The sequence below is a fragment of the Bacteroidia bacterium genome, from assembly GCA_016218155.1.
In the GTDB taxonomy this organism is placed as follows: Bacteria; Bacteroidota; Bacteroidia; order Bacteroidales; family GWA2-32-17; genus GWA2-32-17.
The window spans coordinates 1-26,058 of record JACREQ010000029.1 but is presented as its reverse complement, the minus strand read 5'-3'; the positions used below and the strand labels follow the sequence as shown (position 1 = coordinate 26,058).

The window sequence follows — 26,058 nt, the reverse complement described above, 5'->3', positions numbered from 1 at the left end:
TATTTATTTAACAACATTTATTGAATTTCTTATTATTTGTTATTTCGGTAAGTACTTTATTTAATAAACCGAAATGTTTTTTAATGGTAGATGAATTCAGGCAATAACAAATTTTTACTCCGTCAATTTCGCCCTGAATTAAATTTGCTTTTTTTAATTCCTGCAAATGTTGAGAAACTGTTGTTCTGCTTAAAGGTATTTCTTTTGTAATATCACCCGAAATACAACTTGTGCAGGTTGAAAGATGTTGAAGAATTGCTAACCTTGCCGGATGAGAAAGTGCTTTGCATATTACAGCAATTTCCTGCAATTCAGAACTAAAAGCATGATTTTTTGAATAAGTCATCTAACAAAAATATATGTTGTAAACATACGACATATATTTTGAATAAAAAAGCCTCAAATTTTATCTTTGAGACTTTAAAAAATTATTATAAAAACTAAGCTTTAGCTTTAAATGCCTGAATAGTTCCAACAATCATAAATGCTAACATTACAACCTGATATAAAATCCAGCCAGGTGCAACTTCATCAAAGGAAATACCTGAAGGAGATGAAATCATTAATCCGTCCCACAAAATCATAATTCCTGTTAATGAAAGTCCGATAATTGAAAAAACTTTCATAGTAGTTTTTTTAATTTTAATTAAGGATAAAACAAATAGCACTGTATAAATAAGGAAGAAACCCATTGTTACAAATCCAGCTTCCATGGTTTTTTCATCATCTTCATTACTGTACTGATAAGAATCGTAGCTTGAGGATCCATATGGGTCGTAACTATTGTAATCATAGCTACTCCATCTTGCAGTTTGAACCTCCTCTGCATAATATATTTCAACTCCTGCAAAGGCTATAGTAAGAACTAATAACGTTAGGTAAAATGCTCGCATCATAGTAATTAAGTTTTAGGTTAATAATTTAAAAATTAGTTTATTTTTTTACGGTAAGTTGTAAAAAAGGTTTTAAGAATTAGTTTGTTTTGTAATTCTGTTCTCTGCCGCGGCGGAGAAGTGAAACGTAATGAAGATTCTAACCTAGAATTTAGATTCTTCGTCCGCCGCGGCGGATGCTCAGAATGACAAAATGAGAAACTAGTTTTCCCTTAAAATTACTTCGTCGTATTCAATCTCAAACATCATTTTATGTTTGGATTCTTCTTGTGCTAATTGAAGAAATAATTCCTGTAAATCTTTGTTTGTAGTTCTGGCTGCAAGGTTAGTATAAAGTTTGAATGCAGATTTTTCACGTTTCATTGCTAAAATTAAAGCATCCTGATAACTCATATTTTCAGATGGCTTTACATGGTCAACGTAATCTGCTAGCTTAAGGTCAATAATTACCTCTTTATTAATAGTAAATATTTTGTCTTCTTTTACTTTAGTAAGTTTTGCTTTATGTCCAATTTCTTCGATAGCAAACTTTTCAAAAGTTTCTCGCATATCTGCATTTTGAGATTTTGCAGCCAATTCACGATAAAAATCTACAGCTTGTTGTTCGTTTTTTATTGCAAAATCAAGAATATCGTCAACGTTGTTAAACTCCCTCATAAACTTCTTTTTTAATGGTGAATGAATTTTCAAAATAAGTTTCAAATTTCATAACTAAATTGTCACAACCATAATCGAATAAACGATTTTGATTATCTGCTGAAGTATGTTGAAATTCAAATGAACTTATATTATTTGTTTTTGCGATTGTTTTCAGCATTTCTGTATTTACATCTTCACCACACTGAACATCAGAAATGTTAAGCCTTTTAGCAAGTTCCAACAACTGAGTTAAGTTGCACTCTGTTATCTGGTTTGAATAAGTGCCGCCAAATTGCTGAATTACTTTTTGAGTATTGGTATAGCTTCCACCTGTTTCAAACTGGAATGATGACGGTAAAATTAGCGAAGCTTGTTTTGCAGTTTCTGTCATGAAATAATCCTGAACTACTACAAAATCAGCATTGTTAAACCAGTTGTTTGTGGTGTTTTTGTCTACTGTGCAACCTATAGGATCTTCACCAAAAATGAAAAGATTTTTAATTTTACCGGAATTTAATTTATCTAACAGGTCATTTGTTAGGGAAGCAGTTTCGAAATTCAATATGCCTTCAGAATTATTCTTTTCTTTTAGTGAAATAATACCCATTGAAGTTTTTCCTAGTTTGCCTGTAATCATTGCAAAATTTCTGATTTCAACAGAAGTATTTGCAGAAACTTCTTTTTCTGAGAAAACAAGAATTGCATTTGCGGTCATGTTATAATCATCAGCAAAAGTTTTTATTATACTTGCTGAAACACCTGATTTTGACACTAACTCATCAAAACTTTCAGCTAAAGCAGTTTTTTTGTAATCTTCGAAACCGTTTGTTTGTGAGGAAATAAATAAATTATTCTGTTTGCCTTCTGTTAATAAATAATGGTTTACAGCTTTTATGAAATGATAATATGAAGCAATGTGCATTGTTTTGTCAACTTTATGCTCCATTGATGAATGTTGTTTTGTAGTTATTGCATCAATTTTAATTTTACTCAGGAATTTTTTATTCTGAATCATAAAACCAGCAACAGCATTATCAGTATTTATTTCTGAACCAAATAAGAAAACCTTTTCTGCACCAGTAATTTGTTCAAAAGGTGTATTTGCAAGGCTATTATTTATATATCCATCTCCTCTTCCTAAATAATGGAATGATCCAATATTCTCGGTTTTTAAACCATCTGTTGCAAATTTATTAACAAGAAAAATTTCTTCATTTGAAAGTCTTGCTCCGGCAAAAACTGCAGTTTCTTGTGCTTTTATTGATTTAGCGTTATTTGTTATAATATTATATGCTTCTTCAAAAGAAATTTCTTTGAAAGTTCCATTTTCTTTTAATAAAGGCTTAGTTATTCTTGTTTTATTGTTAATAGAGTTATAACCAAATTTTGGGAAACGGCATAAATTCCCATCTTTATTTACCATTCCGTTACTACCAGTTACGCGCCAAATGAAATCACCTTTTTGATGATATTCTATTTCGCATCCTACAGAACAATAGTTACAAATTGATTGTATTGAAGATGTTTGAACAGGACCTGGTTTAAATAAAACATTTTCTGTAATTGCTGCAGTAGGACAAGTAGAGATACACATCCCGCATGATTCACAATTTGTATCGCCTAAGCGTTTTTGCATACTAGGAGCAACGTATGTGTCAAATCCGCGATTAATTAAACCTAGTGCATTTGCTCCAACAACTTCACGACAAATTCTTACACAACGTGCACATAAAATGCATTTATTATTGTCAATTTCAATAAAAGGATGATCGAATTTAACTTCGTAATCCTTGAATGAACCTTTATATTTTTCTTGTGTTGCGTTATAATCAGTTGCGTATTTTTTTAGATCGCAATCGTAGTATTCAACACAACCACATTCAAGACAGCGATTGGCTTCCTGATGCGCAACATCTTCGTTTTCGTATCCTAATTCAACTTCTTTAAAATTAATTCTGTCAGTTGAATCTATTGTTGGCATTTCGTGTCTTAATTGTTTTTCAAAATGACCTTTGTAATTTTCTTTCTGTTGTTTCTTGAAATTGTCTTTTTTACTAATGAATTCGTAGTTCTCCGGAGTAAGTTCCTGACCTTTTAAATATTGGTCGCAACTACGTGCAGCTTTTCTTGCCTGTGCAATTGCCTCAATTACTGTTGCCGGACCGGTTACCCCATCGCCAGCTGCGAAAACTGAACTAATACCGGTTTGTAAAGTTTTAGGATTTGCGTCTAAATCCCCCCATTTATTTATTTTTAACTGACCATCAGTAGCAAATTCGTTAATGTCATTAATAAAATTCACTATTGTTTTTTGTCCGATTGCAGCTAAGATATAATCAATTTCAACTTCAAAATCAGAGTTCTCTACAACAACAGGGCGGCGTCTTCCAGATGCATCAGGTTCACCTAATTCCATTTTCAGGCAAGTAATAGATTTTACTTTTCCATCTGCTGTTTTATTTACTTTTTTAGGAGCAGTTAAAAATAAATATTCAACACCTTCCAGTTTTGATTCGTGAATTTCTATTGGATTTGCAGGCATTTCCTTTTCGGTACGACGATAAATAACATAAACTTTATCGGCATTACAACGAAGTGAAGTACGACAACAATCCATTGCAGTATTTCCACCACCAATAACTGCTATAGTTTTTCCTTTAAAATTATATTGCTGACCGGTAATTTCCATGTTGCGCAAAAACTCGATTCCGCTAAAAACATTTTCAGCATCGTCGCCTTCGCAACCAATAGGAGTTCCACCTTGCGAGCCTATTGTTAGGATAGTTGCCTGATATTTTTCTTTAATTTCTTTATATGAAAAATTACCACCAAGATTTTTATTGTAATAAATGTTAGCACCTAATTCAGTGATAGCAGCGACTTCTTTATCAATAATTTCATTTGGAAGTCTGTACTCAGGAATACCATAACGAAGCCATCCGCCGGATTTTGGATTAGCTTCAAAAATATCACATGAATGTCCCTGTAATTGTAAAAACCATGCAGCAGATAAACCACCAGGACCTGCACCAATAATCGCAACTTTTTTTCCGGTTGCTGGTTTTATTTCAGGAATATATCTGTTTGGTGATTCTAAATCAATATCAGAAGCAAAACGTTTTAAATAATCTATTCCTACAGCAGCACCTTCATCAAGTAAATTACGACGACAAGCAACCTCGCACGGGCGAACACATATACGTCCACAAATAGCAGGAAGTGGATTTACTTTTTTTATTAATTCAACAGCTTCGCTGTATAATCCTTTTTCTATTAATGAAATGTATCCTTGAACATCAACACCGGCAGGGCAAGTTTGCTTGCAAGGAGCAGTGCAGTCTGCATAATGGTTACTAACTAATAAGTCAAGTGCAGATTTACGTGCTTTAACAACTTTATCACTGTTAGTTGTTATTTTCATTCCTTCAGTAATTTTAGTAGAGCAGGAGGGTTGCATTCCGCGCATTCCTTCTACTTCAACAACACATACATAACAAGAGGAATAAGGTTCAATTCTTGGATCGTTGCACAATGTTGGAATTTCAATTCCATTTCGCTTTGCTAACTCCAAGATTGATTCTCCTGTGTTTCCTGTTATGTTTTTACCATTAAGGATTATATTCAATGAGCTCATAATATTTTCTTATTTACGATAACTTAATTGCTTCAAATTTACATTTGTTAAAACAAACTCCACATTTAATACAGGTTTCCTGATTAATAAGATGTTTTTGTTTACGTTCACCAGTAATTGCGTTAACTGGACAGTTTTTAGCACAAACAGTACATCCGGTACATTTATCTTCAACAACTGTATATGTTAGTAATTTTTTACAACCGTGTGCTGGGCATTTCTTGCTATGAATATGTGCTTCGTATTCATTTCTGAAATATTTTATTGTTGTAAGAACGGGATTTGGAGCTGTTTGACCTAAACCACAAAGTGAATTATCTTTAATTTGAACTGATAATTCTTCAAGCATTTCAATATCACCTTCACGACCTTCACCTTCTGTGATTCTTGTTAATATTTCTAACATGCGCTTTGTTCCGATACGGCAGAATGTACATTTTCCGCAAGATTCCTTTTGAGTAAAATCAAGGAAAAACCTTGCCATGTCTACCATACATGTGGTTTCGTCCATTACAACCATACCGCCCGAACCCATAATGGCACCTGTTGCAGTAACTGAGTCGTAATCTACAATTGTGTCAGTTAAATGTTCGGGAATACAGCCACCAGATGGTCCGCCTAACTGAACAGCTTTAAATTTTTTATTCTCCTGAATACCACCACCAAGTTTAAAAATAACATCGTTTATTGTTATTCCCATTGGAACTTCAACTAAGCCACCACGATTAATTTTTCCAGTAAGAGCAAAAACTTTTGTTCCTTTTGATTTTTCTGTTCCATAAATGTTGTATGAATTAGCACCATTTAAAATTATAGAAGGAACATTAGCAAATGTTTCTACGTTGTTAATATTTGTTGGTTTTTTCCAAAGTCCTGATGCGGCAGGGAAAGGAGGTCTGCGACGAGGCATTCCGCGCTCACCTTCAATTGAGGCCATTAATGCAGTTTCTTCGCCACACACAAAAGCTCCGGCACCTTCTTTAACATGAATGTCGAAATTAAAACCTTGTTTCCCGTATATGTTTTTTCCTAAATATCCTTTTTCTCTTGCCTGAGCAAGCGCTATGTTTAAGCGAATAATTGCAAGTGGGTATTCTGCTCTGCAATAAATAACACCCTCTGTTCCACCAATTGCATAAGCGGCAATTGTCATTCCTTCAAGAACAGCATGTGGATCGCCTTCTAAAACTGATCTATCCATGAATGCACCAGGGTCACCTTCGTCGGCATTGCAGATAATATATTTTTCGTCAGATTTGTTATTAAATGCAAATTTCCATTTCATTCCGGTTGAAAAACCGCCACCACCGCGACCCCTTAAGCCGGAATCGATGATAGATTGAATTACTGTTTCCTGTGAAATGTTTTCGGTTAATATTTTTTTTATGGCATTATATCCATTTTGAGTTTCGTAATCGCCAATACTTTCAGGAACAATAACGCCACAATTACGTAAAGCGATTTTTACCTGTCCTTTCCAGAAAGTGTCATCCTTTGTTTCAAACAGGTCGGTTTTAACAACGTACTCTTTAATTGGTTCGGAGAGCTTAATATGTTTTTCAAATATTTCAACTGCTCTTTTTTCGTCAATTTCGCCATATAAAAAAGAATTGCCATCATCAATAATTTCAACTAATGGTTCACGAAAACACATTCCAATGCAACCTGTTTTTACAAGTTCGAAATCGAGTTTTTCTGATTCTTTCAGAGCATAAATTTTGTCGTAAACTTTGGAAGCACCTGCAGCAATTCCGCAACTTGCCATTCCAATTAATACTTTCATCTTTCCCATTATCGGAATATGTTTAATTTTTTTCTTTTAGTTGAATTTCTTTAACAATGTTTACAGAAGATTTTCCTGATAGCTTTCCATATGTGTCATTGCCTATCATCATAACGGGAGCTAGCGAGCAACAACCAAGGCATGCAACAGACTCAAGAGTAAATAAATTATCGGGAGTTGTTTCACCATCGTTTATTTTTAAAGCCTCTATTAAGGAGTCTGTAATAATATTTGCATTTTGAACGTGGCAAGCCGTACCATGACATACTTTAATGATATGTTTTCCCACGGGGTTAAGTCTAAACTGTGCATAAAAAGTAGCAACCCCAAACATATCACTTAATTGAAGTCCTGTTTTTTCTGAAATATATTCTAATGCAATTTTTGGAACAAAGCCATAAAGATTTTGTGTTGCCTGAAGTATTGGAATTAAATTACCCTTTTTGTTTTTGTATTTTTCTATAACAGGCTCCAGCTTTTCAATGTCAATATGAACTGAGTTTGCTTTTGGATCGCATTCATTTGCAATACGTTTAATGCGCATAACTAAATATTTTATTTTAAAATTTGAAAGCCTAAAATTACAATAATCTCTTAATTTACATATATTAATTTGATGAAAATGTTAAATAAAATAATGCTTCGCTTTTACTGTAGTTAAGTTAATGTAATACAGCTAGTAAAAAGCTTTAAAATTTATAAGAGAGGATACCAAGAATTAAATGTTGATGTTGATTAAAAGAAGTAGTTTTTAAACTGTTTTTATAAAAGTCAAAAGGGACTGATTTTTTAATATAATTATATCGAAAAGAGAGTTGAAATTTATTATATGGAATTATTATAGATAAGCCTGTCCTGAAATTAATCACTTCATTAATATTATAAACTACCATTGCATTTTTTTCAATATAATTTTCTAGTTCTCCAAAAGTAACAAAGCCTTCAAACCATAAATGTTTTGAAGTTTTAAAACCAAGGTTTTGCTCTCCAATAAAATTTAATTTATTTTTTGTATGTTGAACTACTAATGTAGTAATTGTATAAAAATTTAAGTTTCCCAAAGGTGCAGAACTAATTGATAATCCGATTTGATTCTGAGTATTGTTATTTAAGTGTGAGTAAGTGCCAAAAAGGTTAATTCCAAAATTATTATATTTTTTATCAAAAGCTAAAGAAAATGCAAAATCGTTTAATGTAATTCCTTTACGCTCCTGAATAACTTTGTTCTTTGTTGTGTCGAATTTTGAAAATAAAGTTTTGTAATCAACAAGTATATAGTGAATAGCCGGAATTATTATTGTTCCGTTTGATAACCTGTATTTTAAATTTGTATAAATCTGGTTTTGATATAAATTATAATTGTCTTTAAGAATTTCATTCCCAATTAGTATTTGTTTGGTGTTATATATTTTTAAATTACTGTATGATGTTGTTACAATAATATATTTATTAATATTATATTTAATTCCAAGACTATTGTATAATATGTTATTTGTTAAATTTGATTCTGTCCAATCAACATTCTCTTTCATTTGAAGTAGTTTGTTGTTTTCTGAGTCTTTAATAAAGCTACTTCCGGATTCAAAATATATTTCACGAAAAAAAGTTGGTTTAATTTTATCAGAAAAAATCTGGGAATGTTTTTTTAATAAAAAGTTTGCATCGTTTTCACGATCCAGGTATGTGTAACAATAGTAAAGGCTTTCTAAAACAAAATTGTCTGAACCGTTAAAAATCATTGCTTTTTCAAATTGTTTAGATGCTTTTAAATAATTTTTCTTTTCAAAATAGGCTGCACCAATTCTTGATCGTAAATAAAAATAATCGATATTGTTTTGAAGAGCAATGTTACCAATGTAAATAAGACTATCCCATTGTTTTGTAAGATAGTAGTCGTATGTTTTTTTCTCTATATAATTGTAGTCAAAATTAACCTGAGAAAAAATTTGATTCCCTGAAAAGATAATTAAAAACAAAATGAAAAACTTATTCATGTTTACGTGTATTCTTAAATAATCATTTTGTTAATATTATTGCCATTGTAATTCAATCTCAATATTAATATTGTTTTGAATTAAATTAATTACTGTTGGGTAAGTTGTATAATTAGCTGGATTAAACTGAACAAATCCAACTGGATTTTCAATGTAATTTGGAGCAAATCCTTTTCTATCCCATAAAGAAATTTGATAATTTTGATTTAAAACAGGAAGTTGAAAATTAGGGGAAAGTATCCAAGAAACAGGAAGTGATGATTGAAATAGTCCGGTAATTATTTGTGGTAATCCATTTAAATATAAAATGGAAGGAGGAGAGTTGGTTAATTTATAAAATAGGTTTACAAATATTGGAGGTGTTGGTGGAAAATTCATTTGCTTAACTGTTATTTTTTTAATAAAGACAGTGGTTGGAGCTGTATTAAGAACATGAATATATTGTGTTTTTGTAATAGAATTAGAACCTTGTGCATTAGATGATGTTAATGTTACGTTATAGTTTCCGGGAATATTGTACTGGATGTTAATAGGATTTTGTATTGTAGAGTTTACAGTAGTTGCACCGTTAAATGTCCAGTTCCAATTTGTGGGATTATTTATAGTTAGATCTGTAAAGTTTACAAACTGGCCGACTGTAATATTTGTTGTATTGGCAATAAAATCAGGATTAGGCGCAGAACCAAGTGAATTAACAGTAATATGTTTTTTCTTTTCAATGTAAGCAGAACCACATGCGTTTACTGCAGTTAATGTAACGTCAAATAACCCCGGAGTTAAATATGTATGCGAAGGGTTTTGTAGATTTGAAGTTGTTCCATCACCAAAATTCCAGAACCAAGCTGATGGCAAAACACCTGATAATGCATTACCTGTAAACAGAACATTTCCGTTTACATTTATAATTGTATCGCTTGCAGAAAAACTTATAACAGGAGATGAAACAATGTAAATTGCTTTTATCTGTTCGTGCATTCCTCCGTTTCCATAAGCAGTTAATTCAACATTATAAATACCTTCATGTTGAAAAAGATGTTTTGGATTTTTTTCATAAACAACAGGAGAGCCGTCGTCAAAATTCCATCTGTAAATTTCTGCATCTAATGAAAGGTTTTGAAAATTTACCTCAGATGGGATGTTACATTCTTGAGTATATGTATAACTATAAGCTGCAACCGGAATTGGCTCATCATCACGTTTACAGGAAAAAATGGATATGAAAAGTCCAATTCCTAAAAATATTAGCGGTATTAATTTTTTCATAATTTCTCAGACGCAAAATAAAAAAAATAGTTGCAAATTAAGTTTACAAAAGATGAGATTTTTTTAATTTATATTAAACTGTCATTAAGTGAGTGAGATAGTAGAATGTAATAGAAAAAATAAAAAAATCAGATTAACATTGATTATTTTTGTAAAAACAGAAATTAAAATGTCAAAATATCGTCAGATTATTGAATCACAAAAATACACTTTTGCAGATACTGCATTTGAGAGATTAATGCAGCATCGTATCTATAAAGTGTTACTTGTATGTAATGCATATGATGCGTTTATGCTCGAGGAAGATGGTAGAATTGATGAAAGAATATTTACTGAATATTTTTCTCAGAGTTTAAGATACCCACCAGTATTTATTCAGGCTCATACTGTTTTACAGGCTTTTAGAATTTTGGAACAGGAGCAGGTGGATTTAGTTATAACAATGCTTACTGTTGAAGGAATAGATGCATTTAAACTTGCAGAGAGAATAAAAACAATTTATCCCGATAAACCTATTGTTGTACTTACTCCATTTTCGAGAGAGGTGTCGTTATGGTTAGAACGCGAAGATATTAATTCAATTGATTATGTATTTTGCTGGCTGGGAAATGCCGATATTCTTTTGGCAATAATAAAATTGATAGAGGACAGAATGAATCTGAAACACGATGTTGAAGAGGAAGGTGTTCAGGCAATATTATTAATTGAGGATTCTGTCAGGTATTATTCGTCGTATCTTCCAAATATTTATAAAATATTTTTTCAGCAATCAAAAAGGTCGATTAATGAAGGGTTTAATGAACATCAGAAAATGATGCTTATGCGTGGTCGACCAAAAATATTACTTGCAACAAATTACAATGATGCTGCTTTGTTATACGATAAATATAAAGAAAACCTTATAGGTGTTATTTCTGACATGAGCTATAAGGTAGATGGTGTTAAACAACCTGATGCTGGGGTTAAGTTTTATAACAAAGTTCACTCGGATGATCAGTTTATGCCGTTTCTATTGCAATCAAATGATGCTGCAAATGCTTTAGTTGCAAAGAGTCTAGGAGTTGAGTTTATTAATAAATATTCAAAAACATTATTAACCGAACTTAAAAATTATATTACACATAGTCTTGCTTTTGGTGATTTTGTTTTCAGGCATCATATTACGGGTGAGGAAATTTGCAGAGCAGCAGATTTAAAAACTTTGCAAGAGAAAGTGCTTACTATTCCTGATGAGACTCTAGAATTTCACGTTAAGCGAAATCATTTCTCGAAATGGATGAATGCCCGGTCGCTTTTTCCATTGGCAAGAATGTTTAAATATGTTACTTATAATGATTTTGAAAATATAAGTGAAGTCAGAAGTTTTATTTATGAAGTTATTAAAATTTACAGGCAATATCGTGGAAAGGGTGTAATTGCAAAATTTAGTCGAAAGAACTTTGATGAATACCTTAACTTTTCTAGAATTGGTGATGGCTCTGTTGGCGGAAAGGCACGTGGATTGGCATTTATTGATATGATACTTAAAAAGTATGAACTGTCCGATAAATGGGAGGGAATTAGGGTAAATATTCCAAGAACAGTGGTATTAAGCAGTGAAGTTTTTGATGAATTTATTGAGTCTAACCAGTTAGGTAAGGAATCGAAAGAAAACGAAACAGATGAAGCTGTATTAAATTCATTTTTAAAACCAGATTTACCGAATAGAATAATAAGTGAGCTAAATACTTTTATTTCTTTAACAAATGGCCCAATTGCAGTAAGATCATCAAGTAAATTAGAAGATTCGCATTACCAGCCTTTCGCAGGGATATATGCTACTTATATGGTGCCTAATGTTAGGAGCAATCCTAAACTTACACTTAAGTTTCTTGCACAGGCAATAAAAAGTGTATATGCTTCTGTTTATTATAAGGGAAGCAGAGCATATATGACAGCGACATCAAACATGATTGACGAAGAAAAAATGGGAATTATTTTGCAGGAAGTTTGCGGGCAGAAATACGATAAAATATTTTACCCAGTAATTTCCGGTGTTGCCCGTTCAATAAATTTTTACCCTATCGCTCCCGAGAAGCCAGAGGATGGAATTGTAAGTATGGCATTTGGTTTAGGTAAATATATTGTTGAGGGTGAACAATCATTGAGATTTTCACCAGAGTATCCTAAAAAAATATTGCAGCTTTCTACACCTGAGATGGCATTACGCGACACCCAAAAATATTTTTATGCACTTCAATTATCCGAGGATAGCTTTGTGCCATCTATTGATGATGGTGTTAATCTTGTTAAAATTCCAATAAAAGAAGTTGAAAATGAATCTTCTTTTTCATATGCAGGTTCAACATATGATTTTAATAACAATATTATTAGAGATGGTGTAGTTGAAGGAGGTAAAAAAATAATAACTTTTGCAAACATTTTGCAGCATAATGTGTTTCCGTTTACTCAGGTACTTTCAGAATTGCTTAAAATTTGTCAGAAAGAAATGGGTAATCCTGTGGAGATTGAATTTGCAGTTGATGCTGATGTTCCTTACAAACAACCTAAAATATTTAATGTCCTTCAGATTAGACCAATAGTAGAAAACAAAGAAATTATTACATTAGATCTAAGTAATATTCCTGATAATAATGTAATATTAAAGAGTAACTCAGCATTAGGAAATGGTATAATAAATAATGTATTTGATATTGTTTATGTAAAACCTGAAAGCTTTAACCCTGCTAAGAGTATTGAGATTGCTCAGGAAATTGAAAAAATAAACGAGAAATTTATTGAAAATGGTAAGAACTATATTTTAATTGGTCCGGGTAGATGGGGTTCAAGCGATCCATGGTTAGGTATTCCGGTTAAATGGCATCAAATATCATCGGCTAGATTAATAGTAGAGTCAGGTTTGAAGAATTATAGAATAGATCCTAGTCAGGGTACTCACTTTTTTCAAAATCTTACTTCTTTTAGAGTAGGTTATTTTACAATAAACCCATATATTAATGAAGGTTATTACGATGTGGATTTTCTTTCGGAGCAAAAAGCAATTTTTGAGAATGAATTTATACGACACGTAAAATTTGATGAACAGTTACTGATAAAAATTGACGGAAAAAACAACCTTGGAATAATTTTTAAACCGTAATTTAAATATGCAACACCTGTAAATAATTACATAATTGATTATGTATAAACGAGAAGGTGTTTGCTCTAACTGTTTTTAAAACTGCTATTAAGCATTAATTATCTTTCAAATAAAATAATAACTTTGCCAGCAAAATTTTAAAATCTGTATTTTTTTAGTGTTTAATTATTCATGTTTACTAACACTGATTTAATTCATTTTTTAATTTTTTTAATCTGTCTTATTTTGAACTTAAATTTTTAGAATCTTTTTTATTAACTTTTTTAAAACAATTTTGTGATGAAAGTTGAACAAATAATGAAAGACCTCGAAAAGAAACACCCAGGTGAGGTGGAGTATTTGCAGGCTGTAAGAGAAGTTCTTGAATCTGTGGAAGAGTTGTATAACAAAAATCCACAATTTGAATCGGCTAAAATTATTGAAAGAATAGTTGAGCCAGATCGTATCTTAACATTTAAAGTGCCCTGGGTGGACGATAAAGGTGAAGTGCATGTAAATCTTGGATACAGAATCCAGTTTAATAATGCAATTGGACCTTACAAAGGTGGTCTTCGTTTTCATCCATCAGTTAATTTAAGTATTTTAAAATTCTTAGGTTTCGAACAAATTTTCAAGAATTCACTTACAACACTTCCTATGGGTGGTGGAAAAGGTGGTTCTGATTTCGATCCAAAAGGAAAATCTAATTCTGAAGTAATGCGTTTTTGCCAAAGCTTCATGTTAGAATTAAAAAATATTATCGGACCAGAAACTGATGTTCCTGCTGGTGATATTGGTGTTGGTGGTCGCGAAATTGGTTTCCTTTACGGAATGTATCGCAAATTAGCTCGTGAAAATACTGGTGTTTTAACCGGAAAAGGCTTAGGTTGGGGTGGTTCATTAATCCGTCCAGAAGCTACAGGTTACGGTGATGTATATTTTGCTCAGGAAATGTTAAAAACAAGAAATACCGATTTTAAAGGTAAAATAGTTGCTATTTCTGGTTTTGGTAACGTTGCTTGGGGTGCAGCTTTAAAAGTTACTGAATTAGGTGGTAAGGTTGTAACAATATCTGGTCCTGATGGTTATATTTATGACAAAAACGGAATTAGTGGTGAGAAAATTGACTTTATGTTAGATCTTCGCGCTTCAAATAACGACGTTGTAAAACCTTATGCAGATAAATTTGGTGCAGAATTCCATGCTGGAAAACGCCCATGGGAAGTTAAATGTGATGTTGCATTACCATGTGCTACACAAAACGAATTGAACGAAGCTGATGCTAAAGCTCTTGTTGCTAATGGTTGTATTTGTGTTGGCGAAGGTGCTAACATGCCTTCAACTCCAGAAGCTATCGAAGTATTTGCTAAAGCAAAAATTTTATTCTCACCTGGTAAAGCATCTAACGCTGGTGGTGTTGCTACTTCAGGATTAGAAATGTGTCAGAATTCAATGAAATTAGCTTGGTCAGCTGAAGAGGTTGACAAACGCTTACATGATATTATGAAATCTATACATGAACAATGTGTATTACACGGAAAAGAAGCTGATGGTTATGTTAATTATGTAAAAGGTGCTAACATTGCTGGTTTCTTAAAAGTTGCTAATGCTATGCTTGATCAAGGATTATATTAATATAATTACTACTAAAATTAGAAACTCCGAGTCGAAAGATTCGGAGTTTTTTTATTTCTTTTTATTTTTTCTTAACTGTTCTGTTATTAAACAAATTTTTATTTTTTATCATTAAAATAATGGTCTCGTAACAATCAGTTACGTAGGTCTATTTGCGTTTTTAAAGTGAGTGAAGATATTTTTATATGTCAAATATCAGTACGTGTAATTATAGTTCATTAGTTAAGTAACATTTGTTTTTTTTTTGGAGACTGGTTAAAATAATATTCATTTGTGGCTAATTTTTTTTGTAAAATGAAAATCAAAAACATTATTCTGTTATCAATAGCTTTTATTTTCTTTTGTTCAATAAATGCTTTTTCTCAGGAAACATCTTCGGTTAATATTACTTCTTTTTTAGATGAGGTACAGTATAATCGTGCTATAAATATTATGGCAATGTTGCTAATTGGTTTTGGATTTTTAATGGTGTTTGTGCGTAAATATGGACGCTCGGCACTTACTGCAACATTTCTATTGGTTAGTACTTCTTTGCCGCTTTACTTTTTAATAAAGAGCACTGGTATTGCAGGTATCGAATCAGAAGAAATGACAAAACTTATTTTGGCTGAGTTTGGAGCTGCCAGTTTATTAATAGCTGCAGGTGCAGTTTTAGGCAGATTAAAAATGCCACAGTATATATTGTTAGGGTTTCTCTTTATTCCATTTTATATGTTAAATGAATGGATAGTTTTGGATAATGGATTTAATTTTATTCCTAAAGGAACTGTAATTGATACCGGTGGTTCAATTGTTATTCATGCATTTGGAGCAATTTTCGGATTAGGAGTAGCTTTAACCATGACAACAAAGCAGGAATTTCAAAAAACAATTGAGGCTGATGCAACAAGTGATAGATATTCTATGTTAGGAAGTATGATGTTATGGATATTCTGGCCAAGCTTCTGTGCTGCTTTAGTAACACCCGAGGAAATGCCTCATACTGTTGTAAATGTAATTTTTGCACTTTGTGGTTCAACACTTGCCACATATTTATTTTCTGTTGCACTTCGAAAAAAAATAAGTATAGCAGATATTGCTAATGCGGCACTTGCAGGCGGTGTTGCTATTGGATCTACTTGTGTTATAGCATCACATACAATGGCTGTAATTATTGGAATTTTGGCTGGTGGGCTTTCTACATTTGGATTTGCTGTGATACAATCAAAGCAGCAAAAGTGGATGAGAATTATTGATACCTGTGGAGTAACTAACCTGCATGGATTACCTGGTTTATTTGGGGGTTTAGCTGCTTTACCATTAATTAGCGATATAAATATTTCCAGTCAGTTGTTAGGAATAGGAATTACAATAGCTGTTGCTTTTGTTGCCGGAATAATAACCGGTAAAATACTTCCTGTATTTGGTCGTAAGAAAGAAGCTTATGAAGATGCAGAGGAGTTTCTGGATGCGGAATAAACAAAGTGCCTTAATGTGCTAATTTGAAAGCCTTAAAGTTAACTCAAGGCATTCTTTAGTCACTTTAAGTATTTATTATTGATGTACGAATTTATAGTTTATTGTTCCTTTCTGCGATGTAGGAGCTTTTAAATCGATTGCAAATCGTGATAATAATGCCGATCTTTTAGCCGCATCAGCTAAACAGTCCTCGTTTAATGATGTTTGAGAAGAGACAATGACAGCGGAACTTACAATCCCCTTTTGATTAACTGTAATTTCAATAATTACTTCTCCGCTACCTAGGCATTGATATGCAGGAACTGGTAAACGTGTTGCCTTTCTACCGTTAAGGTTATATGTAATAATCGCTTTTCCTGCGTATGTGTTGTTACTTTTATTATTGTTGTTTGTGTTAGTTGTTACGGTTTGATTCTCCTTACTTTCATCTTTTACTTCATAGCCTTCTTCTTTACTATAGTCTTTTGCAAGCCATCTTTTATCGGCATAATCATTTGCTTTAAAATTATCCTGAGATTTACCATTATTTACAATTTTTTCTACTTCTTTATAATAGTCATCAAAACTTTTATTTTGATCTGATGCATTTGCAGAAACATTTTTGATGTCAGAATTATTTTCATCCTGATTTAGTAAATTATTAAGTTCGGGTGTAGGGATTATTTGGGGTAAATCTTCAGGAGCTAATTCAACAGACATATTATCCTGTGTCGAAAATTCTGGTTTAGAAATCTCAATTAGGATTAATATAAACATGAAAAATGCATGAGCCAGCAGGGTGCCAATTATAGCCATCCTGTATTTTTTAATAAAATTATCTAATTGTATTTGAGTTTTTTCCCAGCTCACAACTAATATTAGTTTTAAATGTAAACGTAAAAAAAATTATTAAATTAAAAGTCCCGGAAATTTCCGGGACAATTTTACTCTTTTTCTTTTTTCTTTTTAGCTTTTGTTTCAGCTTTTGGTTCGGATGTTTCTTTTACCTTAGCTTTTACTTTTGTTTTTTCCTTTTCTTGCACTTTTTCCTGTTTTTTTGCAGTAATTAATTTTTCTGCTTTTTCAGGTTGTGCTTCGAATTTTACTTCTTTTTTCTTTTCAAGCTTAATTTCTTTAACGTTGTTAGTTACTATTGTTTTGTGTTTTTTGCGTGGTCTTCTTACACCAAAAGAACCATGCTGTATTTTCCCTTTACGGGATTTGCGATCACCTTTTCCCATAACAAATTGTATTTGGTTAATGATAAGTATAAGTCAAAACTAAACAAAACTTTACAAAAAAAATAATTTTTACTAATTATTTTGATAAAAAGAAAAAAGCTCAACAAAAGTTGAGCTTTAATAGTATAGAATAAAATATATATTATTTTTTATCTTTTGAATTTTCTCTTTTTGCAGCTTGCTTTTTAGCAGCTAAATCGACTTTTATTTGTTCGTACTGGTCCTTATTATATGTTTTTCCGTCTATAATAAGATTGTTACAAGGTAAAGATTTTAAAAGAGCAGACATGCTTTCTTCTTGATTATCAATAAAAGTTAATGTTGCTTTACGCGCTTCAGCTGGAGTTGATGTGCTGAAAATTTCAAGACTTTTAACATTTTTATTTGCTAATACTGCTGTTTTAAAGTCCTGTACTTCTTTATCAGAATTTAATCCGGATATTGTAAAGTTTGAAGTGTAAGTTCCTTTTGTGTCAAAAACTATTTTTCCTCTAACTGAAGTAAAGTTTAAATTAATATCATTTTGCGAAAATAAGGAAAAAGAGATTCCTAAAAAAAGTGTAATTAGCGCAAATAAATTTTTCATAAGTTGTTGTTTTTTAGTTTTCAATTGACAAATTTATAAATAATTTGAATTTATGCAATTAAAATTAACAATATTTCAATATTTAGAAATTTGATTTTATTCTAAGACTTAAAAATTAAGTTTTGGTTGCCTTTGGTTTGCCGGAGTTTTAAAATTTATTTTATTGTTTTTTGAAATTAGATGAAACGATACATTTTGGCGTATCCCATTTTCCTACAATGTCTTCATCAGATATTACCTCATTATTACATTTCAAAAATTTGCTAAGTTTATTTTTTTTAATAATAAACAATTTACCCGAAATAATCTGATCTATAATAATATGAGTGAGTTCTTCCTGTTTTAAAGTTAAATTGTCTTTACCTATTTGAATGCCTACATCGTTATTTAAAAAGTCCATATCACATGATTGTTTATCGGGTAAATCCCCATCTTCTAATCTGCGTTTTTTGAAATCTTTATAGTTGCCTTTTTCATGAGATTTTCCAAGTGATTGAGCTTTTCGCCATCCATATTCCTGAGTTATTCTTGCCATCCAGTATGCATGTCTGAATGCGTCGAGTTGCCCTCCGTTTAAGTCTCCGTCTAATGTAGTGTCATTTATTAACTGAACTGCCTGTCTTATAGCCTCGAGGCTTATATTATATGTGTCTTTTGCAATAAATGGATGAAAAATCACCCACCTTTTTTCGGGACAGGAAAGTTTAATAAAGCGTTTAAAGTTAGATTGAGAATAAAGGGTTAATGAATTAAAAAAAGTAAAAAAAGCCACCAGAAAAATACCGATGGCTTTTTTAAAAATATTATTAATATTTGAATTACTCAACAACAATTACAAGGTATTTTGAAGTACTCCAAAAATCTGCCGAATTTGAAATTACAAGTTTTTCAACTTTTTTATCTGTTCCTTCAAATTTATATGATGATGATGGATGAGAAGTTACCAAATGAGCTTTTTTACAATTTAAAGGAATTGAGCTGAGTTTTGTGATATCTACTTTTGTAAAGTAATCTTTATTAAAGCCATCCATTAGTTTTTCCATACGACCAATTCCAATAAAACCACCTTCTTTTGTAATTACTTGATGTTCGCTAAGTTCTTTGCGTGTACCGTAAACATACCAAGCAGTATTTAACTCATCAGTTTTTGCAGAAATAACATTTTCTTTATTAATATTTTCATTTGTTAAACTATCAATATTTGAAGTTAAAATTTCAACCTTAATATTCATTTTTTCAAGTTGATCTTTTAAACTTGCAATTTCTTGTTCACCTAGTTCAACTTGTTTTTGAAGATTTTCTATCATTTTTTCAAGTTCAACCATTCTTCCATCAGATTTTTTAAGTTTTCTTTTTAACTGGGCAATGGTTTCTTTATTTTTTTGCATTAAATCGTAAATAAGCTGCATGTCGCTATTAATCTGATCTTTTGATGACTGATTTACTTCAGTTCCAGACATGTTTACTGTAACTAATTTTTCAGCTTCTTTTATTTTATCAAGATTACTTTGAATATCATTAAAATCTGCTAAGTACTGATTTATTTTTCCAGCATCGGTATTAGCAAGGCCGGCAAGACTGTCGCGTTCAAGTTGAAGTTTTAAGTATTCTGGATCTTCCTTAATGTTTGTACAGGCAAATGCAAAAGTAATAATTAAAAAGAAAAGTAATTTTTTCATGTGTTATTATTTTTTAATGGTGCAAAATTAATTCATTTTTTAATCTATTGTTTCATTATCAGAATTATTTAAAATCTCTTCATGCGATTTTATAACAATTACAATTTCACCTTTTACGCCTTTTTGCGTGTAGTATTCTATTAGTTCTTTTAATGTTGCAATTTTATTTTCTTCATATATTTTTGATAACTCACGACTTACGCAAGCTTTTCTATTTTCGCTAAAAACCTCCGACATTTCTTTTAATGCTTTAATAAGTCTGTAAGGAGATTCATAAAAAATAATAGTTCTTTCTTCATTAACTAAAGCATTTAATCTTTTTTTCCTTCCTTTTTTTTGTGGAAGAAAACCTTCAAATATAAATCTGTCGCTGGGAAACCCACTATTAACAAGTGCAGGAACAAATGCTGTTGCACCAGGCAAGCATTCAACAGTTATTTTGTTTTTTAAACATTCACGAACAAGTAAAAATCCTGGGTCACTTATGCACGGTGTTCCGGCGTCGCTAACAAGTGCAAGACTTAATCCTGAGGAGATTTGGTCAATAATGTACTGTAATGATTTGTGTTCGTTAAATTTATGGTAACTGATTACCTTCTTTTGTATTTCAAAATGTTTTAGAAGGTTGTAAGTCTGACGTGTATCTTCTGCTAAAATATAATCAACCTCATTTAAAATGCGCAATGCCCTAAGAGTAATGTCTTCTAAATTACCAATTGGAGTGGGAACAACATATAACTTGCTCATATTTTAATTCAAGAAAAAATGATGATTATTAAATTTATTTTAAGAAATATCTTTAGCTTTATACCGCAAAACAAAGCTAATAATTAAAATATATAAATCATGGAAAATTCAAAAACATTAGAAATTTTAAAAATGGCAATACTTATGGAAAAGCGTGGTCATGCGTTTTATTCACAAGTAGCTAGCCAAACAAAAAGTTCAGAAATTAGAAATATCTTTGAGATTATGGCAAAAGAAGAAATTCTTCATGAAAAATTTCTTTCAGATCAATATAGAGAATTGCAAAAAAGCCAAAAACTTGCCGATATCGCTTTACCAAATGCCGATGGGTTTGCGAACATTATTCTATCAGAAAAAGTAAAAAAAGAAATTTCTGCTGCTGGATACGAAGCGGCGGCAATTTCGGCAGCTATTGATATGGAGAGTAATGCAATAAAAGTATATTCTGAAAGGGCTGCGATTGCAACTGATAAAAATGAGAAGGAATTATTTAACTGGTTAGCAAATTGGGAAAAAACTCATCATAAAATTCTTATTGAGTTAGATAATGAATTAAAAGAATCTGTTTGGTATGATAATCAGTTCTGGCCATTTTAGTTAAAATTTAACTAATAAATTAAAAAAGGGGGGGACAGCCCCCTTTTATTTTTTCTAAACTTTATAATGTGCAGTAGAATAGAGGCATACTATGTTGATAATTTTAGCGTAAGGGACATTCAGCAAGTTGTTATTAACAATTTCTTAAAAATGTTCAAATGTTTAGTTAAAAAATGGCAACCTTAGTTTTTGTTTTTCGTCTAAAAATAAATTGTTAAAAGGCATTATTATTAAACTATTTTTGTTAAGTATGTGAAATTCATTATTTCACACCTAAATTGATTTAGGTGTGAAATTTTTATTTGCATTTTTTTAAAGAAAAAAAGAATAAAATGAAAAAATATAAACCTGAAAATATGAAAAGATTGTTTGCTTTAATCATTGGATTATGGATTACATCATATGGGATTGCTCAAACAGAACGATATGAATTTGCTGATGTAAAGCCAATTAATGGAAATCAGAATGTTGTATTCTTTTATATCACCGGAGTTGGTGGTGATGAACAAGCGAATGCAGTACTTTCCGAATTACAGGATGACAATATGGTTGGAGATTGCTGGATTATTCCTGCCAAAGATAACTCATACAGAATAAAGGCTTTTATTAACAGAAATGTAAATGCTGATTATATAAGAAAAATTTTACTTAGCCAGGGGGTAGATTATGATGTTACTAAGGTGGGTGTTAGGTTAATAACTGAGTTAAAGAATGAATCATCGGGAAAAAAATATGAAGATGGTAGAGTATCTGAGCATTCTCCAGTCTTTATTTCGACAGGAAATGCAGATTATGATAATTCTGTTTATGATAAAGCAAAGCAAGAATGGATAAAGAATTATCCAGAAGAGTACAATAATGTGTACGGTATTACTACAGAATCAAAAAACAATATTGAAAAAAAATAATATAGAATTTAAATGAAAAAGCTCAAAAATATCAATATGAGAACCAAATATTTTTTAATAGTTATTTCCTTATTTTTTAGTTTGTTAAATTCGGAAGTTGTTTTTTCTCAATCAAATACTCCTTGTGGAGCACCTGTCCTTGCTGTAAATGCAGGTTGTGTTAATACTTTAGGAACAACAGTAGGACAAACCTATCAAACAAATGCTGCAAATGGTGGAACACCAACTTGTGCTTCTCCTGGAGCTCCTGATGTTTGGTACCAATTTGTTGCACCTGCCAGTGGTAGTGTTACAATAACTACTGACGTTGCCGGTATTACAGATGGTGGAATGTCATTAAATAGTGGTCCTTGTGGATCTCCAACTCAAATTGTATGTGATGATGATGGTGGCCCTGGATTAATGCCAATGATAACACAAACAGGTCTTACTCCTGGAGTTTCTTATTGGATTAGATTTTGGGCGTATGGTGGAACAAATACTGGGACATTTAATATTTGTATTACTCCTGGACCAACACCTGCAACAAATAATGAATGCGCAACTGCAACAGCACTTACAGTAAATCCTGATTATTTGTGTGGTACCGTAACTCCTGGTACTGTTCTGGGTGCAACTGCTTCAGCTAATGCTACTGCACCATGTTTTGGAACAGCAGATGATGATGTTTGGTATTCTTTTGTTGCAACAAGTACTAGCCATAGGGTGTCTTTGACTAATGTTGCCGGATCTACTACAGATATGTATCATGCAGTATATAGTGGAACTTGCGGTTCGCTAACAAATATTGCATGTAACGATGCTGATCAAACAGATTTGGTTGGGTTAACAATTGGAGCTACTTATTATGTAAGAGTCTATACCTGGACTTCTACTACAGGCCAAACTAGTACTTTTAATGTTTGTATAGGCACAGCTCCACCTCCACCTACATGCCCCGGTGGTCTAGGAACTTATACTTCTATAGCTTCTTTGCCCTATACTCATAACGGACAAACCACCTGTGGTGATGTGGATAATATAACAAGTGCAAATATAATTACCTGTGGAAGTACTTCTTATAATACAGGAGAAGATTATGTTTATGTTTTTACTCCAGCAACTACAGGTTCAATTACAATTGGTGTTACATCAACAGGAACATATATGGGATTGCAATTATTTGATGGTTGTCCTTTCTCAACTGGCACTTGTAGTTGGTCTGCACAAAGTTCAGCTGGTAACCAGTCTGGTTGTGCTGGTGTTGTTGCTGGTCATACATATTATTTAATTATTGACTCTTGGGCATCGCCTGCTTGTAATCCATATAGTTTAAGTATTTCAGCTGTAACTGTTGGTGGTTTGGCAAATGATAATTGTGCAGGCGCAACCCCACTTCCAGTAAATGCAACGTGCACATATACTAACTCTACAAATGCCTGTGCTACTCCAACAGCTGGTGTTCCAGCTCCTGGTTGTGGTAATTATTTAGGTGGTGATGTTTGGTTTTCTGCAGTTGTTCCAGCAAGTGGAAATATTCAGTTTGATGGACAAGCAGGAGGAATGCTAGATGGAGCAATGGCACTATATACAGGAACTTGCGCTTCTCTTTCGTTAGCCGCTTGTGATGATAATAGTAGTACAAATGCTTCAATGCCACATATTGTTAGATCCGGTCTTACTCCTGGCTCAACTGTTTATATTAGATTTTGGGAATATGGAAATGATGCTCCCGGAACTTTTGGCATTTGTGCGCAAACTTATGTGCCACCAATCCCAAATAATCAGGATTGTCTTGGTGCTATTCCTATTTGTCAGAATACATATAGTACTGCAATTGCATATTCCGGAACCGGTAATATTTTAGGTGAGATTTCATCTGGAATTTCTTGTTTGGGTGCTGGTGAGAAAAATGATGTTTGGTATGTCTTTACTGTACTATCATCAGGAAATTTAGATTTTACAATTAACCCAAATACAAATACTGATGATTATGACTGGGCAGTGTATAATTTAACAACAAATAATTGTCAGGATATTGCTTCGAATGCGTCACTTGAAGTTAGTTGTAATTTTAGTGGAAGCACAACTGTTTATAATAGTGCTGCTTGTACAACAACAACAAATAGTGAGCAAGGGAATACGGGTCCTAATGGTTATTTTGTTGGTTGTAATATTTTAAATGAAGACGTAGTGCCTGTTACTGCAGGTCAAACATATGTAATTAATGTTAGTCAGTATTCAACTTCAGTAGACGGCTATACAATTGATTTTTCTGCATCTACTGCTTCAATTTTTGATAATGTACCTCCTTCATTTAGTTCAGTAAATACTCCCATACCTTGTGGGGCAACTTCTATAACCGTAAATTTTAGCGAAAATGTATCCTGTAGTACTGCAAGTACAGCTGACTTTACATTAACAGGTCCTGGTGGTCCATATACAATTACTGCAATTTCTTCAGCAAATTGTTCTGCAGGTGCTACATATGATAATACATTTACAATGAATGTAAGTCCTGCAATTACAACAAGCGGAACATTTACAATTGCACTTCTTCCTGTAGCTGTAGCCGGATCGGTTTCAGATATTTGTGGGAATACAGCGCCAGCAGCATCTTTTAACTTTACAATTAATAATATATCAGCAACTACCAACCAGACTAATGTTTTATGTCCGGGAGCAACTACTGGGCAGGCTTCAGCTACAGGCAGTGGTGGTACTGCACCTTATTCATATTTGTGGTCAACAGGTGGTGCTACTCAAACTATAACAAATTTACCTGCAGGAACTTATACTGTAACAACAACAGATGCTGGCGGTTGTAAATATATTTCTACTGTAACAATTACTCAACCTGCTGCAATTGTTTTAACTCCTAGTATGACTCAGGCAACTTGTGGATCTAATAATGGAACAGCTACTATTACAGTAACTTCGGGTGGAACAGGTCCATGGGATTATGCTTGGTCTAATGGCTCAAATACAAATAATACTGCATCTACAACAAATACAATTTCTTCTTTAGCTGCAAATACATATACTGTTACTGTTAATGATAATAATAACTGTACAGCCACAGGATCTGTAAATGTTACATCCACCGGCGGTGTAACTTCTACTTTCTCACAAACAGCAAATCGTTGTTTAACAGGAAATACTTTTAATTTTACTAATACTGGTTCATCAGGTGGTGGTTATACCTATTCATGGACATTCCCAGGAGGAACTCCTGCAAGTTCAACTACTAATAATCAAAATAATGTTACTTGGGCTGCAGCTGGAACATATACAATAACACATTCAGTAACTGGACCTGGTCCATGTACATCTACAACTACTAGCACAATTACAGTTTATCCTCAACCAACTGTTACATTTACACAAACAAATATTACTTGTAGTGGTTTATGTAATGGAACTGCAACTGCAAGTCCATCTGGTGTTGGATATTCCTATGTGTGGAATGACCCAGCACCTGTACAAACAACACAAACAGCGAATGCGCTTTGTGCTGGTCCGTATAATGTTACTGTTACCGATCCAAATGGATGTACTGGTGTAAATACTGTAACTATAACATCTCCTGCTGCTATGGTATTAAATGCAACCAGAACAAATGTGACTTGTAATGGTCTCTGTAATGGTACTGCTAATGTTGCAGTTACTTCAGGTGGAACAGGTCCTTTTACATATGCATGGGGAGCTGGCTCGACACCAAATGCAGCCTCAACATCAAGTTTATGTGCCGGCACATTTACAGTTACAGTTACCGATGCAAACCTTTGTACTGCGACTGCCAGTGTAGTCGTAACACAGCCTACTTTATTAACATCTTCAATAACAGCTCAGACAAACGTATCCTGTAATGGTGGCTCCAATGGTAGCGCAACTGTAACTGCTGCAGGCGGAACCGCTCCATATA

The 26,058-nt window shown here is 32.5% G+C and carries 20 protein-coding genes; 6 read left to right on the top strand and 14 right to left on the bottom strand.

Going from position 1 to position 26,058, the window contains the following annotated elements; all coding sequences use genetic code 11:
* Nucleotides 1-7: 7 nt before the first annotated feature.
* From HY951_03670 to HY951_03635, 8 genes are all read right to left on the bottom strand, one after another.
* The gene (locus HY951_03670) at nucleotides 8-346 is read right to left on the bottom strand and encodes a winged helix-turn-helix transcriptional regulator (protein MBI5539130.1); all 339 of its coding nucleotides are present in this window, start codon (nucleotides 344-346) and stop codon (nucleotides 8-10) included.
* Nucleotides 347-440: 94 nt separating this feature from the next.
* A complete protein-coding gene (locus tag HY951_03665; protein MBI5539129.1) occupies nucleotides 441-896 on the bottom strand; it encodes a hypothetical protein in 456 nt (151 codons plus the stop codon).
* A 198-nt stretch (nucleotides 897-1,094) separates the two neighbouring features.
* A complete protein-coding gene (locus HY951_03660; protein MBI5539128.1) occupies nucleotides 1,095-1,550 on the bottom strand; it encodes a ferritin family protein in 456 nt (151 codons plus the stop codon).
* Entirely contained in the window at nucleotides 1,537-5,166 is a 3,630-nt protein-coding gene (locus HY951_03655) for a molybdopterin-dependent oxidoreductase (protein MBI5539127.1), read from the bottom strand. The genes HY951_03660 and HY951_03655 overlap by 14 nt, the downstream gene beginning before the upstream one ends.
* A gap of 13 nt (nucleotides 5,167-5,179) precedes the next feature.
* A complete protein-coding gene (locus tag HY951_03650) occupies nucleotides 5,180-6,958 on the bottom strand; it encodes an NADH-quinone oxidoreductase subunit NuoF (protein MBI5539126.1) in 1,779 nt (592 codons plus the stop codon).
* Between the two features lie 13 nt (nucleotides 6,959-6,971).
* Nucleotides 6,972-7,493 (bottom strand): NADH-quinone oxidoreductase subunit NuoE, encoded by a 522-nt coding sequence (gene nuoE, locus HY951_03645; protein ID MBI5539125.1) that lies wholly within the window; start codon nucleotides 7,491-7,493, stop codon nucleotides 6,972-6,974.
* A 145-nt stretch (nucleotides 7,494-7,638) separates the two neighbouring features.
* The gene (locus HY951_03640) at nucleotides 7,639-8,943 is read right to left on the bottom strand and encodes a hypothetical protein (protein ID MBI5539124.1); all 1,305 of its coding nucleotides are present in this window, start codon (nucleotides 8,941-8,943) and stop codon (nucleotides 7,639-7,641) included.
* Between the two features lie 36 nt (nucleotides 8,944-8,979).
* Nucleotides 8,980-10,206 carry a PKD domain-containing protein gene (locus HY951_03635; protein MBI5539123.1) on the bottom strand — a complete coding sequence of 409 codons (1,227 nt, stop codon included), beginning with the start codon at nucleotides 10,204-10,206 and terminating at the stop codon, nucleotides 8,980-8,982.
* Nucleotides 10,207-10,375: 169 nt separating this feature from the next.
* Between HY951_03635 and HY951_03630 the strand changes: the two genes are divergently transcribed.
* The 3 genes from HY951_03630 (at nucleotide 10,376) to HY951_03620 (ending at nucleotide 16,417) form a co-directional block, all read left to right on the top strand.
* Entirely contained in the window at nucleotides 10,376-13,345 is a 2,970-nt protein-coding gene (locus tag HY951_03630; protein MBI5539122.1) for a phosphoenolpyruvate synthase, read from the top strand.
* Nucleotides 13,346-13,624: 279 nt separating this feature from the next.
* The gene (gdhA, locus tag HY951_03625) at nucleotides 13,625-14,959 is read left to right on the top strand and encodes an NADP-specific glutamate dehydrogenase (GenBank protein MBI5539121.1); all 1,335 of its coding nucleotides are present in this window, start codon (nucleotides 13,625-13,627) and stop codon (nucleotides 14,957-14,959) included.
* 294 nt (nucleotides 14,960-15,253) lie between these two features.
* A complete protein-coding gene (locus tag HY951_03620; GenBank protein MBI5539120.1) occupies nucleotides 15,254-16,417 on the top strand; it encodes an ammonium transporter in 1,164 nt (387 codons plus the stop codon).
* Nucleotides 16,418-16,492: 75 nt separating this feature from the next.
* Here the strand turns inward: HY951_03620 and HY951_03615 are convergent, their stop codons facing one another.
* The 6 genes from HY951_03615 to rsmI all read right to left on the bottom strand — a co-directional run bounded on the left by HY951_03615 (nucleotide 16,493) and on the right by rsmI (nucleotide 20,649).
* A complete protein-coding gene (locus tag HY951_03615; protein MBI5539119.1) occupies nucleotides 16,493-17,266 on the bottom strand; it encodes a hypothetical protein in 774 nt (257 codons plus the stop codon).
* Between the two features lie 74 nt (nucleotides 17,267-17,340).
* Entirely contained in the window at nucleotides 17,341-17,637 is a 297-nt protein-coding gene (locus tag HY951_03610) for a 30S ribosomal protein THX (GenBank protein ID MBI5539118.1), read from the bottom strand.
* A gap of 142 nt (nucleotides 17,638-17,779) precedes the next feature.
* The gene (locus HY951_03605; protein ID MBI5539117.1) at nucleotides 17,780-18,223 is read right to left on the bottom strand and encodes a hypothetical protein; all 444 of its coding nucleotides are present in this window, start codon (nucleotides 18,221-18,223) and stop codon (nucleotides 17,780-17,782) included.
* Nucleotides 18,224-18,383: 160 nt separating this feature from the next.
* Nucleotides 18,384-18,902, bottom strand: coding sequence for a hypothetical protein (locus HY951_03600; GenBank protein MBI5539116.1), 519 nt, complete (start codon nucleotides 18,900-18,902; stop codon nucleotides 18,384-18,386).
* A 139-nt stretch (nucleotides 18,903-19,041) separates the two neighbouring features.
* A complete protein-coding gene (locus tag HY951_03595) occupies nucleotides 19,042-19,902 on the bottom strand; it encodes a hypothetical protein (GenBank protein ID MBI5539115.1) in 861 nt (286 codons plus the stop codon).
* A 39-nt stretch (nucleotides 19,903-19,941) separates the two neighbouring features.
* Nucleotides 19,942-20,649 carry a 16S rRNA (cytidine(1402)-2'-O)-methyltransferase gene (gene rsmI / locus HY951_03590; GenBank protein MBI5539114.1) on the bottom strand — a complete coding sequence of 236 codons (708 nt, stop codon included), beginning with the start codon at nucleotides 20,647-20,649 and terminating at the stop codon, nucleotides 19,942-19,944.
* A gap of 99 nt (nucleotides 20,650-20,748) precedes the next feature.
* Between rsmI and HY951_03585 the strand changes: the two genes are divergently transcribed.
* The 3 genes from HY951_03585 to HY951_03575 all read left to right on the top strand — a co-directional run.
* Nucleotides 20,749-21,246 carry a ferritin family protein gene (locus HY951_03585; protein ID MBI5539113.1) on the top strand — a complete coding sequence of 166 codons (498 nt, stop codon included), beginning with the start codon at nucleotides 20,749-20,751 and terminating at the stop codon, nucleotides 21,244-21,246.
* A gap of 332 nt (nucleotides 21,247-21,578) precedes the next feature.
* Entirely contained in the window at nucleotides 21,579-22,154 is a 576-nt protein-coding gene (locus HY951_03580; protein MBI5539112.1) for a hypothetical protein, read from the top strand.
* A 36-nt stretch (nucleotides 22,155-22,190) separates the two neighbouring features.
* Nucleotides 22,191-26,058 (top strand): SprB repeat-containing protein (locus HY951_03575; GenBank protein ID MBI5539111.1); only part of this gene is annotated, 3,868 nt, incomplete at its 3' end.

What these genes read in the sequence shown, in the direction of transcription:
- HY951_03595 (MBI5539115.1), bottom strand. Translation starts at nt 19,902, where the DNA reads ATGAAAAAATTACTTTTCTTTTTAATTATTACTTTTGCATTTGCCTGT.
- HY951_03605 (MBI5539117.1), bottom strand. Translation starts at nt 18,223, where the DNA reads ATGAAAAATTTATTTGCGCTAATTACACTTTTTTTAGGAATCTCTTTT.
- HY951_03610 (MBI5539118.1), bottom strand. Translation starts at nt 17,637, where the DNA reads ATGGGAAAAGGTGATCGCAAATCCCGTAAAGGGAAAATACAGCATGGT.
- HY951_03635 (MBI5539123.1), bottom strand. Translation starts at nt 10,206, where the DNA reads ATGAAAAAATTAATACCGCTAATATTTTTAGGAATTGGACTTTTCATA.
- rsmI (MBI5539114.1), bottom strand. Translation starts at nt 20,649, where the DNA reads ATGAGCAAGTTATATGTTGTTCCCACTCCAATTGGTAATTTAGAAGAC.
- HY951_03630 (MBI5539122.1), top strand. Translation starts at nt 10,376, where the DNA reads ATGTCAAAATATCGTCAGATTATTGAATCACAAAAATACACTTTTGCA.
- HY951_03670 (MBI5539130.1), bottom strand. Translation starts at nt 346, where the DNA reads ATGACTTATTCAAAAAATCATGCTTTTAGTTCTGAATTGCAGGAAATT.
- HY951_03665 (MBI5539129.1), bottom strand. Translation starts at nt 896, where the DNA reads ATGATGCGAGCATTTTACCTAACGTTATTAGTTCTTACTATAGCCTTT.
- HY951_03660 (MBI5539128.1), bottom strand. Translation starts at nt 1,550, where the DNA reads ATGAGGGAGTTTAACAACGTTGACGATATTCTTGATTTTGCAATAAAA.
- gdhA (MBI5539121.1), top strand. Translation starts at nt 13,625, where the DNA reads ATGAAAGTTGAACAAATAATGAAAGACCTCGAAAAGAAACACCCAGGT.
- HY951_03585 (MBI5539113.1), top strand. Translation starts at nt 20,749, where the DNA reads ATGGAAAATTCAAAAACATTAGAAATTTTAAAAATGGCAATACTTATG.
- HY951_03650 (MBI5539126.1), bottom strand. Translation starts at nt 6,958, where the DNA reads ATGGGAAAGATGAAAGTATTAATTGGAATGGCAAGTTGCGGAATTGCT.
- HY951_03640 (MBI5539124.1), bottom strand. Translation starts at nt 8,943, where the DNA reads ATGAATAAGTTTTTCATTTTGTTTTTAATTATCTTTTCAGGGAATCAA.
- HY951_03655 (MBI5539127.1), bottom strand. Translation starts at nt 5,166, where the DNA reads ATGAGCTCATTGAATATAATCCTTAATGGTAAAAACATAACAGGAAAC.
- HY951_03620 (MBI5539120.1), top strand. Translation starts at nt 15,254, where the DNA reads ATGAAAATCAAAAACATTATTCTGTTATCAATAGCTTTTATTTTCTTT.
- nuoE (MBI5539125.1), bottom strand. Translation starts at nt 7,493, where the DNA reads ATGCGCATTAAACGTATTGCAAATGAATGCGATCCAAAAGCAAACTCA.
- HY951_03580 (MBI5539112.1), top strand. Translation starts at nt 21,579, where the DNA reads ATGAAAAAATATAAACCTGAAAATATGAAAAGATTGTTTGCTTTAATC.